Raw genomic sequence first — 11,868 nt, forward strand, 5'->3', positions numbered from 1 at the left:
TATCGTCTTCTTCAATGAATCAAGCAATTCGTGTGGGAACTTATGGAGCAGCTGATGTCGTCGATTAAGGAGGTGATCCAGCCGCAGGTTCCCCTACGGCTACCTTGTTACGACTTCACCCCAGTCATGAATCACACCGTGGTAACCGTCCTCCCGAAGGTTAGACTAGCTACTTCTGGTGCAACCCACTCCCATGGTGTGACGGGCGGTGTGTACAAGGCCCGGGAACGTATTCACCGCGACATTCTGATTCGCGATTACTAGCGATTCCGACTTCACGCAGTCGAGTTGCAGACTGCGATCCGGACTACGATCGGTTTTCTGGGATTAGCTCCACCTCGCGGCTTGGCAACCCTCTGTACCGACCATTGTAGCACGTGTGTAGCCCAGGCCGTAAGGGCCATGATGACTTGACGTCATCCCCACCTTCCTCCGGTTTGTCACCGGCAGTCTCCTTAGAGTGCCCACCATAACGTGCTGGTAACTAAGGACAAGGGTTGCGCTCGTTACGGGACTTAACCCAACATCTCACGACACGAGCTGACGACAGCCATGCAGCACCTGTCTCAATGTTCCCGAAGGCACCCATCCATCTCTGGAAAGTTCATTGGATGTCAAGGCCTGGTAAGGTTCTTCGCGTTGCTTCGAATTAAACCACATGCTCCACCGCTTGTGCGGGCCCCCGTCAATTCATTTGAGTTTTAACCTTGCGGCCGTACTCCCCAGGCGGTCAACTTAATGCGTTAGCTGCGCCACTAAGAGCTCAAGGCTCCCAACGGCTAGTTGACATCGTTTACGGCGTGGACTACCAGGGTATCTAATCCTGTTTGCTCCCCACGCTTTCGCACCTCAGTGTCAGTATCAGTCCAGGTGGTCGCCTTCGCCACTGGTGTTCCTTCCTATATCTACGCATTTCACCGCTACACAGGAAATTCCACCACCCTCTACCATACTCTAGCTCGACAGTTTTGAATGCAGTTCCCAGGTTGAGCCCGGGGATTTCACATCCAACTTAACGAACCACCTACGCGCGCTTTACGCCCAGTAATTCCGATTAACGCTTGCACCCTCTGTATTACCGCGGCTGCTGGCACAGAGTTAGCCGGTGCTTATTCTGTCGGTAACGTCAAGACACCAACGTATTAGGTTAATGCCCTTCCTCCCAACTTAAAGTGCTTTACAATCCGAAGACCTTCTTCACACACGCGGCATGGCTGGATCAGGCTTTCGCCCATTGTCCAATATTCCCCACTGCTGCCTCCCGTAGGAGTCTGGACCGTGTCTCAGTTCCAGTGTGACTGATCATCCTCTCAGACCAGTTACGGATCGTCGCCTTGGTGAGCCATTACCTCACCAACTAGCTAATCCGACCTAGGCTCATCTGATAGCGCAAGGCCCGAAGGTCCCCTGCTTTCTCCCGTAGGACGTATGCGGTATTAGCGTCCGTTTCCGAGCGTTATCCCCCACTACCAGGCAGATTCCTAGGCATTACTCACCCGTCCGCCGCTCGCCACCAAGTACAAGTACCCGTGCTGCCGCTCGACTTGCATGTGTTAGGCCTGCCGCCAGCGTTCAATCTGAGCCATGATCAAACTCTTCAGTTCAAACATCTTTGGGTTTTTAAGAAACCCTAAACTTGGCTCAGCAATCGTTGGTTACATCTTTGATTTCTCGCGGAGTAACTTGTGATGCTGATAATCTTGTTGACTATCAGTCTGACTCCACAAGCACCCACACGAATTGCTTGATTCAGTTGTTAAAGAGCGGTTGGTTAAGATCTTTCGTCTCAACCGAGGCGCGCATTCTACAGCAGCCTCTGTTGCTGTCAAGCGGTTATTTTTCGAAGTTTTCAAAGTTTCCTTTGCAACTTCAACCACTTGCGCTTTCGATCTCTCGTTAGCGGGAGGCGAATTCTACAGCGTTACTCGCTGCTGTCAACACCTCTTTTTCACCGCTTTCGACCGAGAAGATCGAACCGTTAAAAGAGCCAAACAACCCCGCTCTTTCAACTCCTTCCAGGCTTCGATGAACTGAAGCAACTGGCTGCCGAAAACTGCATAACTCTTTGTTTACCAAGGAGTTTTCCGTTTCGACTGCGCCGGAAGTGGGGCGAATTATAGACTTCCAGAATCTGCCGTCAACCCCTAATTTCAGCTTTATTCGGATTTGAGCGTAATACGCGCAAATGCCTTCTTTCCAGCCTGACAAACATGAGTCGCGCCCAGTACGTATATAAAGGTGCGATCAACAACCTCACCATCTATACGCACACCACCAGACCCCAGAAGGTCTCGCGCGACAGCCGAGTTCTTGACCAAGCCCGCCTTATTAAGGACAGCAGCGATCGGCATGTCTTCAGTAGCAGTCAATTCGATCTCCGGCAGATCGTCCGGCAACTCGCCTTCCTTCATACGGTTACCCGCCGCACGATGAGCATTAGCAGCCGCCTCCTCACCATGGAAACGCGCGACGATCTCTTCGGCCAGCTTGATCTTGATATCACGCGGATTGGCACCCGCCTCGACATCGGCACGGAATGCATTGATCTCATCCATGGAACGGAAGCTGAGCAATTCGAAGTAGCGCCACATCAGCGCATCCGGAATGGAAACCAGTTTGCCGTACATCACACCCGGCGCTTCCTGAATACCCACGTAGTTGCCCAAGGACTTGGACATCTTCTTCACGCCATCCAGACCTTCGAGCAGCGGCATGGTCAGAATGCATTGAGCCTCTTGACCATAACCACGCTGCAACTCACGCCCCATCAACAGGTTGAACTTCTGATCGGTACCACCCAGCTCGACATCCGCGCGCAAAGCGACCGAGTCATACCCCTGAACCAACGGATAGAGGAACTCGTGAATGGCGATTGGCTGATTGGTCGTGTAGCGCTTGTAGAAGTCGTCGCGCTCGAGCATGCGAGCCACGGTGTATTGCGAGGTCAGGCGAATGAAGTCAGCCGGCCCCATCTGATCCATCCAGGTGGAGTTGAACGCAACTTCAGTTTTCGCCGGATCAAGAATCTTGAAAACCTGAGTCTTGTACGTCTCGGCATTCTCGAGAACCTGCTCGCGGGTAAGAGGAGGACGTGTCGCACTCTTGCCGCTCGGATCGCCGATCATCCCGGTGAAGTCACCTATAAGAAAGATCACCTGATGCCCCAGCTCCTGGAACTGGCGCAGCTTATTAATAAGCACGGTATGGCCCAGGTGCAAATCCGGCGCGGTCGGATCGAAGCCTGCCTTAATACGTAGCGGCTGGCCACGCTTGAGCTTTTCGATCAGCTCGGACTCGACCAACAGTTCTTCCGCACCACGTTTGATCAGCGCTAGCTGCTCTTCAACCGACTTCATAACAGACCCGCAAGGCTCGAATTCAAAGGGAACCAACCATACAAGATCGCGCGTCAAATACAAGTTCTGCCCGGCGCACGGATGCCAATCCACGGACACAGTGTTCGCGGACTTGCTTCAGAGATGATTTGGTTATATTTTATACAGTTATTTCATCTTCATCATGTCATTCATCTTTTCCAATTCATCTTTTTCAAAGTCAAAAATTACCTATGACCAAAGAATCGTCTAAAGCGCCGCCGCTTTACCCGAAGACCCACCTGCTCGCAGCAAGTGGCATCGCCGCCCTTCTGAGCCTGGCGCTTCTGGTATTTCCTTCCAGTGATGTTGAAGCCAAAAAGACAACCCTGAGTCTTGAACTGGAAAGTCCTGCTGAACAACTGACACAAGATCAAGACGCTGCCGAGGCCGTCCAGGCCACAAATGAGCCAGCAGCTTCCCCTTTCGCGCAGATCGAAAACAGCGCCGAAGAACCCCAGGAAACCGCTCAGGCCGCGCCCGCACCGGCGCCTGTGATCGAAGAAAAAAAGTCTCCAAACCACAGGGAAGTGATCGTTTCCAAAGGCGATACACTCTCCACACTGTTCGAGAAAGTCGGTCTTCCAGCAGCTTCAGTGCATGAGGTGCTGGCCAGTGACAAGCAAGCCAAGCAGTTCAGCCAACTCAAACATGGCCAGAAACTTGAATTCGAACTAAGCCCCGATGGCCAACTGACCAACCTGCACAGCAAGGTCAGCGACGTCGAAAGCATCACCTTGACCAAGAATGACAAGGGTTATGCATTCAACCGCATTACCGCCAAGCCGACCGTGCGCTCTGCCTACGTTCATGGCGTGATCAACAGTTCGCTGTCGCAGTCCGCTGCACGCGCCGGGCTGTCCCACAGCCTGACCATGGACATGGCCAGCGTATTTGGCTATGACGTCGACTTCGCCCAGGACATTCGCCAGGGTGACGAGTTCGATGTCATCTACGAACAGAAAGTCGTCAACGGCAAGGCTGTCGGCAATGGTCCGATCCTTTCCGCTCGCTTCACCAACCGCGGCAAGACCTACACCGCCGTGCGTTACACCAACAAACAAGGCAACAGCAGCTACTACACTGCTGACGGCAACAGCATGCGCAAGGCGTTTATCCGTACCCCGGTGGACTTCGCCCGCATCAGCTCGAAATTCTCAATGGGCCGCAAGCACCCGATCCTGAACAAGATCCGCGCCCACAAAGGCGTCGACTATGCAGCGCCGCGTGGCACCCCAATCAAGGCAGCCGGTGACGGCAAAGTGTTGTTGGCCGGCCGCCGCGGTGGCTACGGCAATACCGTGATCATCCAGCACGGCAGCACCTACCGTACGCTGTACGGCCACATGCAGGGCTTTGCCAAAGGCGTGCAGACTGGCAGTAGCGTCAAACAAGGCCAGGTGATCGGCTACATCGGCACCACCGGACTTTCCACCGGACCGCATTTGCATTACGAGTTCCAGGTCAATGGCGTGCACGTCGACCCACTAGGCCAAAAGGTGGCGATGGCCGATCCGATCTCCAAAGCTGAACGCGCACGTTTCCTCGCGCAGAGCCAACCGCTGATGGCGCGCATGGATCAAGAGAAATCCACGCAGCTGGCTTCGAGCAAGCGCTAAGCCATGGCTCTCTATATAGGTGTGATGTCCGGGACCAGCCTCGACGGTCTGGACATTGCGCTGATCGAGTTGACTCCGGCGATCAACCTGATCGCCACGCACTACACCCCAATGCCTGACTCCCTGCGCGCCGAGCTGCTTGGCTTGTGCGCCAGCGGCCCGGACGAGATTGCCCGCTCCGCCATCGCCCAACAAAACTGGGTGAAGCTGGCAGCACAGGGCATTCACACCCTCCTCGACCAACAAAACCTGAAGCCCGAAGACATTCGTGCGATTGGCAGCCACGGCCAGACCATTCGCCACGAACCGGCGCGCGGCTTCACCGTGCAGATTGGCAACCCTGCCCTTCTGACCGAGTTGACCGGCATCACCGTGATCAGCGACTTCCGCAGCCGCGATGTTGCGGCTGGCGGACAAGGCGCCCCACTAGTCCCAGCCTTTCACGAAGCGTTGTTTGAAGAGCGCGCAGGCAATCGCGCGGTTTTGAACGTTGGCGGATTCAGCAACCTCAGCCTGATCGAGCCCGGCAAACCGGTAGCCGGTTTCGACTGTGGCCCGGGCAATGTGCTGCTGGATGCATGGATTCACCAGCAACGCGGCGACAACTTTGATCGTGACGGCCAATGGGCTGCCAGCGGCAAGGTCGAACCGGTTCTGCTGAACGAACTGCTGAGCGATCCATTTTTCGTGACCAAAGGCCCCAAGAGCACCGGCCGCGAGGTGTTCAACCTGCCATGGCTGACACAGCATCTATCGAAACTGCCGACCTTCGCCGCCGAAGACGTACAGGCAACCCTGCTCGAACTGACCGCCCTGACCATCGTCGAGTCACTGCAAAGCGCCCAATCAGATACCCAGGAACTGTTGATCTGCGGCGGCGGCGCGCACAACGCCACGATGATGAACCGCTTGGCCAGCTTGCTGCCAAACGCCAAGGTCAGCAGCACCGCCACGTACGGTATAGACCCAGACTGGGTCGAAGCCATGGCCTTTGCCTGGTTGGCCCATTGCTGCCTTGAAGGCATCGCGGCCAATCGCCCAAGTGTCACTGGCGCCCGCGGTCTGCGCGTACTCGGCGCCATCTACCCCGCTTAATCTGCACACAGCAAAACGCCGCAGAGCCCTGAGGCCATGCGGCGCTTGGTGATGCGGTAGATTGCGATCAGATCGAGAACGAAGAGCCGCAGCCACACGTGGTGCTGGCGTTCGGATTCTTGATCACGAAGCGCGAGCCTTCCAGACCTTCCTGATAATCCACCTCGGCACCTGCCAGGTACTGGAAGCTCATCGGATCAACGACCAGACTCACGCCTTCGCGTTCGACGATGGTGTCGTCATCGGCCACTTCCTCATCGAAGGTGAAGCCGTACTGAAAACCTGAACAACCGCCGCCCGTAACGAATACGCGCAGCTTCAAGCGATCATTCCCCTCTTCATCGACCAGGCTCTTCACCTTGTGCGCGGCACCGTGGGTGAATTGCAAAGCCGTGGGGGTGAAGGATTCGACGCTCATGCTGACTATCTCCCGGCGTTACGCCGCCATAATGCGTGATGACGCGCATTATCCGCTTCTCCTAGAAAATCGGTCAACTATTGTTACGGTATATCAATCAACCCAATCGTAAGCCCGGAATGCAAAAAGGCCCGTCAGACGGGCCTTTTTGCTGAGCGGGATAAAGCCTTACGGCAGCATGCCTGCATGGGACAAGCCAAGACGTTCATCCAGACCAAACAGGATGTTCAGGTTCTGTACCGCCTGACCCGACGCGCCTTTGACCAGGTTATCGATCACCGACAACACCACCACCAGATCACCATCCTGTGGACGATGCACGGCAATACGGCAAACGTTGGCACCGCGCACACTGCGGGTTTCCGGATGGCTGCCGGCTGGCATGACATCGACGAACGGTTCGTTGGCATAACGCTTTTCAAACAGCGCCTGCAGATCCACGGAGCGATCCACAACCGTCGCGTAGAGCGTCGAGTGGATGCCTCGAATCATTGGCGTCAGGTGCGGAACGAAAGTCAGACCGACATCCTTGCCCGCTGCGCGACGCAGGCCCTGGCGAATTTCCGGCAAGTGACGGTGTCCTTTGACGGCGTAAGCCTTCATGCTTTCCGACGTCTCGGAGTACAGCGAACCTACAGACGCGCCACGACCGGCGCCACTGACGCCGGATTTGCAGTCAGCGATCAAGCGAGTGGTATCAGCCAGACCTGCTTCAAGCAATGGCAGGAATCCCAATTGCGTTGCAGTCGGGTAGCAACCCGGGACGGCGATCAGGCGAGCCTGCTTGATTTGCTCGCGATTGACTTCCGGCAAGCCATAGACCGCCTCTTCCAGCAGCTCCGGTGCGCCATGCGGCTGACCGTACCACTTGGCCCACTCATCAGCGTCTTGCAGACGGAAGTCCGCCGACAGGTCGATGACCTTGGTCCCGGCCGCCAACAGTTCGCCAGCCAGCGCATGAGCAACACCGTGAGGCGTGGCGAAGAACACCACGTCGCAAGCGCCCAGCGTCTTGATGTCCGGAACGCTGAACGCCAGACCATCGTAATGGCCGCGCAGGTTCGGATACATATCAGCCACGGCCAGACCGGCCTCGGATCGGGAAGTGATGACGACCACTTCAGCTTGCGGGTGCTGCGCCAACAGACGCAGCAGTTCGACACCGGTGTAACCCGTGCCGCCGACGATACCGACCTTGACCATAAACCTGCCCTCAACGAACCCACTGGAAAGCCGTCGATAATAGGGGCCGCGCGGCTCTGCGACAACCGTCAAGGTGACGTGCGGCGGCTCACGTGTCCCGTCTGGGGCATAACGTTCAACTTTTGGCGAGTGGCTTTTGTGGCCAGACAAGGCGCCGCGACGAGTCATAGCGCGCTATGGCGAGGAGCGGCAACGCAGTATGGCCGCAAAAGACGCTGTCAAAATTGAACAGTTATGTCCCAGACGGGACACTTTCTCTACTATTCGGGCTACCGTGAACCTGGGAATAACTAAAAATGCTTTATCTGTGGCTCAAAGCGCTTCACATCGTCAGCATGGTCTGCTGGTTTGCCGGCCTGTTCTACCTGCCGCGTCTGTTCGTTTATCACGCCCAAAGCGAAGACACCGTCAGCAAGGAACGCTTCAGCATCATGGAGCGCAAGTTGTACCGCGGCATCATGGGCCCGGCGATGATCGCCACCCTGATCTTCGGCATCGCGCTGATCGGCCTCAACCCCGGCATCTTCAGCCAAGGCGCATGGATGCACGCCAAGTTGACCCTGGTGGTGATCCTGATCGGCTACCACCACATGTGCGGCGCCCAGGTGAAACGTTTTGCCCGTGGTGAGAACACCCGCAGCCATGTCTTTTATCGCTGGTTCAATGAAGTGCCGGTTCTGATATTGCTGGCTATTGTAATTCTGGTCGTCGTTCGACCGTTCTAACTCCAATAAGCACAACTCACCGGGGTACTTCCAATGTCGCTGCCCGCTCTGCTCGAACAACGCTTGCGTCTGCCTGTGGTGGCAGCGCCAATGTTCCTGATCTCCAACCCACAACTGGTGCTCGCCTGCTGCCGTAATGGCGTGGTGGGCAGCTTTCCTGCGCTGAACCAGCGCGAGAGCAGTGGCTTCAAGGCCTGGCTGGAAGAGATCGAAGCAGGGTTGGCGACACTGGAGAATCCGGCGCCTTATGCGGTGAACCTGATCGTCCACAACAGCAACCCGCGACTGCAAGCGGATTTGGAGATCTGTATCGAGCACAAAGTGCCGATCGTGATCACCAGCCTCGGCGCCGTGAAAGAACTGGTCGATGCAGTGCACAGCTATGGCGGTCTGGTGTTCCATGACGTGACGACTCGTCGCCATGCAGAAAAAGCCGCCGAGGCCGGAGTCGACGGCTTGATCGCGGTGGCAGCCGGCGCCGGTGGGCACGCCGGAACCTGGAGCCCGTTCTCGCTGATTGCCGAGATACGCCAATTCTTCGACAAGACCCTGCTGCTGGCCGGTTGCCTGAACCACGGCCACGAGATTCTCGCTGCACAATTGCTCGGTGCGGATCTGGCCTACTTCGGTACGCGATTTATCGGCACCACCGAAAGTCATGCGCCTGACGCCTATAAAGAGATGCTGCTGACTTCCAGAGCGGCGGACATCGTCCATACTCCAGCGGTGTCGGGAGTACCGGCGAGCTTTATGCGTCAGAGCCTTGAGGCTGCGGGTTTCGACATGGCAGCGCTGCAAGGCAAGGGCGAGGTGGACTTCGGCTCCAAACTCAAACCCATAAACGATGAAGCCAAAGCCTGGAAAACCGTTTGGTCCGCAGGCCAGGGTGTCGGCGAGATCGAGGACCTGCCGAGTGTCGATCAACTGGTCGCTCGCCTCGATGCCGAGTACCGCAAAGCGCTGGAGCTGGCGGCAGCGCTGCCCAAGCGCTGGCCACGCTGACAGGAAAACCGGGCCAGTCCATTCCGGCTGGCCTTACACGCCACGTGCAATACTCCCTAAAACACTCGCGACAAGGATGCCTCGCAATGAACGAAAACCGTTTCAAGATCGTATTCGACGGCGCTCTGCTGCCCGGTGTTGATGTCACCACCGCCAAGTTCAATCTCGCCGAGTTGTTCAAAAGCGATGTGGCTGCCATCGAGCGACTGTTCAGCGGCAAGCCGGTTGCGCTCAAACGCGACCTGTCACAGGCCGATGCGCAGACTTATCTCCAGGCGCTGACCAAAACCGGTATCGATGCACGGGTCGAGAGTGAACCGTCGATCGAGCTGAACCTGTCTGACGTTCACGAACACGCTCCTGCCGTCGCGGCAGATCCCGAATCCCCCTACGCACCACCCCGGGCTACCGTCGGCGAAGCCTTGCCTGAATTTTCCACACCCAAGCCCTTCAGCTTCGAGGGTCGGATCGGCCGCTTGCGTTATCTGGCCTGGACGATGTCCCTGACGCTGGTGACCCTTAGCGTTGGCGCTGTGCTTGCTGTTTTCGGCTTGGCCCTCATCAGTACGGATTCGACCGCCGGCCTGATTCTCGGTGGCCTGCTGGCCTTTATGCTCGTCGTGGCGCTCGCGTTCGTCAGCATTCAGTTCAGTGTCCAGCGCCTGCATGATATTGGCTGGTCTGGCTGGCTCTGGCTGCTTACCCTCGTGCCGTTCGTGGGCAGCATCTTTCCGTTCGTGATGATGATTGCGCAGGGTAATAACACCGCCAATCGATACGGTGCGCCACCACCGCCCAACAGCACCGCGGTCAAGGTCCTGTCTTCACTGTGGCTGGTGTTTATCGCGATCCTGTTCATCGGCGGACTGACTGGTGGCCTTACGACCATCCAGAGCGAATACGAAAGCGCCACCCAGAGCCGCTATGAAAGTGACTCCGTGACCACCGAAGAGATCGAAGATCAAACCGCCGTGGAAGCAGAGCCAGCGCCAAATTCGGCCGACGATGCAGCCGAAGAAGCCCAGCCCCCTGTAGACTCTGCGAAAGAATGAACAGCGCTCCCCGCCCGTGACACCTGCGTCGCCGGCGCGGAGCTGTTGCGATGGAGAAATGCATGACCCGTTACGCTCTGATCACTGGCGCTTCCAGCGGCATCGGCCTGGCGATGGCCGAAGCGCTGGCCCGGCGCGGCCGCAGCCTGATTCTGGTGGCCCGTCAGCGTGATCAGCTGGAAAGTATTGCGATTGAACTGACTCAACGTTTTGGCGTGGAAGTGTTGTTCCGAGCCTGTGACCTCGGCGAGCCGCTACGGCTGTCCGGTTTTCTGCTGGAGCTGGAGGAAGGTGACCGACAGATCGATTTGCTGGTCAACTGCGCCGGCATCGGCACCTGCGGCCCTTTCCTGGCTCAGGACTGGATGACCGAGCAGGACCTGATCGAAGTGAACATCCTCGCGCTCACTCGCCTGTGTCACGCGATCGGCAACAGTATGGCGCTGCAGGGCGGCGGGCAGATTTTGAATGTCGCCTCGGTTGCGGCGTTCCATCCGGGCCCGTGGATGAGTACTTATTACGCCAGCAAGGCTTATGTGCTGCATTTTTCCGAAGGGTTGCGCGTCGAACTGAAAAAATGTGCGGTCAAGGTGTCGGTGCTCTGCCCCGGCCCTACCCGTACGGCGTTTTTCCGCACCGCGCAATTGGACGCTGGCAAACTGATCGACAGCAAAATGCTGATGAACCCCGAGGAAGTCGCGCTCTATACCGTGCGGGCACTAGAGAAAAATCGCGCCATCATTATTCCGGGCCGACGCAACCGCTGGCGCGCCTTCCTGCCGCGCCTCGGCTCGCGCTGGCTGACCCGGACAATCGCCGGCATGGTCAACAAGGCTTACTGCCCGCGCTGATCACACCCTCAAGGTAAAAGGCTGGGCTCAGGCATAACCCATGGTTACACTCAGGCCAGCCCAAACAACGGAGAAAACAGCTGTGGATACTCTGTTCACCAAGATTATCAACCGGGAAATCCCGGCCAAGATCATTTACGAGGACGACCAGGTACTGGCCTTCCACGACATCGCCCCACAGGCACCGGTGCATTTTCTGGTGATCCCGAAAAAAGCGGTGCGCACGCTTAACGACCTGACCGAGGACGACAAGGCATTGGCGGGGCATCTTCTGTTCACCGCCCAGCGTCTGGCCCTGGAGCTGGGTTGCGAAGAGGGCTTCCGCGTGGTCATGAATTGCAATCCACTGGGTGGGCAGACCGTCTATCACATTCATATGCATGTATTGGGTCAGCGCCAGATGCATTGGCCGCCGGGCTGATGTTTCGCTAAGCCCTCAAAAGATCGCAGCCTTCGGCAGCTCCTACACACTATTCTCCTGTAGGAGCTGCCGAAGGCTGCGATCTTTTGCTTTTGGGCGTAGAAAGCA

At 57.0% G+C, this 11,868-nt stretch carries 10 protein-coding genes and 1 rRNA gene; 7 read left to right on the forward strand and 4 right to left on the reverse strand.

The features are described 5' to 3' along the window. Positions 1 to 65: 65 nt before the first annotated feature. Together ACYZTW_RS30275 and tyrS are read right to left on the reverse strand one after the other, a co-directional pair. Positions 66 to 1,604 (reverse strand): 16S ribosomal RNA (locus ACYZTW_RS30275). A gap of 552 nt (positions 1,605 to 2,156) precedes the next feature. Then, positions 2,157 to 3,356, reverse strand: coding sequence for a tyrosine--tRNA ligase (gene tyrS / locus ACYZTW_RS30280; protein WP_056741332.1), 1,200 nt, complete (start codon positions 3,354 to 3,356; stop codon positions 2,157 to 2,159). 212 nt (positions 3,357 to 3,568) lie between these two features. Between tyrS and ACYZTW_RS30285 the strand changes: the two genes are divergently transcribed. Together ACYZTW_RS30285 and ACYZTW_RS30290 are read left to right on the forward strand one after the other, a co-directional pair. Next, a complete protein-coding gene (locus ACYZTW_RS30285; protein WP_462002938.1) occupies positions 3,569 to 4,993 on the forward strand; it encodes a peptidoglycan DD-metalloendopeptidase family protein in 1,425 nt (474 codons plus the stop codon). A gap of 3 nt (positions 4,994 to 4,996) precedes the next feature. Further along, entirely contained in the window at positions 4,997 to 6,088 is a 1,092-nt protein-coding gene (locus ACYZTW_RS30290; RefSeq protein WP_462002939.1) for an anhydro-N-acetylmuramic acid kinase, read from the forward strand. A 67-nt stretch (positions 6,089 to 6,155) separates the two neighbouring features. Here the strand turns inward: ACYZTW_RS30290 and erpA are convergent, their stop codons facing one another. Together erpA and argC are read right to left on the reverse strand one after the other, a co-directional pair. Further along, on the reverse strand, positions 6,156 to 6,506 hold the full coding sequence (gene erpA, locus ACYZTW_RS30295) for an iron-sulfur cluster insertion protein ErpA (RefSeq protein ID WP_007947969.1): 351 nt from the start codon (positions 6,504 to 6,506) through the stop codon (positions 6,156 to 6,158). A 168-nt stretch (positions 6,507 to 6,674) separates the two neighbouring features. Beyond that, positions 6,675 to 7,709: an N-acetyl-gamma-glutamyl-phosphate reductase gene (gene argC / locus ACYZTW_RS30300; protein ID WP_007941665.1), complete on the reverse strand. Its 1,035-nt coding sequence runs from the start codon at positions 7,707 to 7,709 to the stop codon at positions 6,675 to 6,677. Between the two features lie 296 nt (positions 7,710 to 8,005). On the opposite strand from argC, the gene hemJ reads away from it, so the two are divergent. The 5 genes from hemJ to ACYZTW_RS30325 all read left to right on the forward strand — a co-directional run bounded on the left by hemJ (position 8,006) and on the right by ACYZTW_RS30325 (position 11,760). Next, the gene (hemJ, locus tag ACYZTW_RS30305; protein WP_462002940.1) at positions 8,006 to 8,434 is read left to right on the forward strand and encodes a protoporphyrinogen oxidase HemJ; all 429 of its coding nucleotides are present in this window, start codon (positions 8,006 to 8,008) and stop codon (positions 8,432 to 8,434) included. Positions 8,435 to 8,467: 33 nt separating this feature from the next. After that, positions 8,468 to 9,436, forward strand: a complete 969-nt coding sequence (locus ACYZTW_RS30310; protein ID WP_462002941.1) for an NAD(P)H-dependent flavin oxidoreductase — start codon at positions 8,468 to 8,470, stop codon at positions 9,434 to 9,436. Positions 9,437 to 9,522: 86 nt separating this feature from the next. Next, positions 9,523 to 10,488 (forward strand): DUF805 domain-containing protein, encoded by a 966-nt coding sequence (locus ACYZTW_RS30315; RefSeq protein WP_462002942.1) that lies wholly within the window; start codon positions 9,523 to 9,525, stop codon positions 10,486 to 10,488. 62 nt (positions 10,489 to 10,550) lie between these two features. Further along, positions 10,551 to 11,339 carry an SDR family NAD(P)-dependent oxidoreductase gene (locus ACYZTW_RS30320; protein ID WP_462002943.1) on the forward strand — a complete coding sequence of 263 codons (789 nt, stop codon included), beginning with the start codon at positions 10,551 to 10,553 and terminating at the stop codon, positions 11,337 to 11,339. An 82-nt stretch (positions 11,340 to 11,421) separates the two neighbouring features. Next, on the forward strand, positions 11,422 to 11,760 hold the full coding sequence (locus ACYZTW_RS30325; protein WP_129440740.1) for a histidine triad nucleotide-binding protein: 339 nt from the start codon (positions 11,422 to 11,424) through the stop codon (positions 11,758 to 11,760). Positions 11,761 to 11,868: the final 108 nt, after the last annotated feature.

This window comes from Pseudomonas sp. LB3P25, from assembly GCF_054897985.1.

What these genes read in the sequence shown, in the direction of transcription:
- tyrS (WP_056741332.1), bottom strand. Translation starts at nt 3,356, where the DNA reads ATGAAGTCGGTTGAAGAGCAGCTAGCGCTGATCAAACGTGGTGCGGAA.
- ACYZTW_RS30285 (WP_462002938.1), top strand. Translation starts at nt 3,569, where the DNA reads ATGACCAAAGAATCGTCTAAAGCGCCGCCGCTTTACCCGAAGACCCAC.
- ACYZTW_RS30290 (WP_462002939.1), top strand. Translation starts at nt 4,997, where the DNA reads ATGGCTCTCTATATAGGTGTGATGTCCGGGACCAGCCTCGACGGTCTG.
- erpA (WP_007947969.1), bottom strand. Translation starts at nt 6,506, where the DNA reads ATGAGCGTCGAATCCTTCACCCCCACGGCTTTGCAATTCACCCACGGT.
- argC (WP_007941665.1), bottom strand. Translation starts at nt 7,709, where the DNA reads ATGGTCAAGGTCGGTATCGTCGGCGGCACGGGTTACACCGGTGTCGAA.
- hemJ (WP_462002940.1), top strand. Translation starts at nt 8,006, where the DNA reads ATGCTTTATCTGTGGCTCAAAGCGCTTCACATCGTCAGCATGGTCTGC.
- ACYZTW_RS30310 (WP_462002941.1), top strand. Translation starts at nt 8,468, where the DNA reads ATGTCGCTGCCCGCTCTGCTCGAACAACGCTTGCGTCTGCCTGTGGTG.
- ACYZTW_RS30315 (WP_462002942.1), top strand. Translation starts at nt 9,523, where the DNA reads ATGAACGAAAACCGTTTCAAGATCGTATTCGACGGCGCTCTGCTGCCC.
- ACYZTW_RS30320 (WP_462002943.1), top strand. Translation starts at nt 10,551, where the DNA reads ATGACCCGTTACGCTCTGATCACTGGCGCTTCCAGCGGCATCGGCCTG.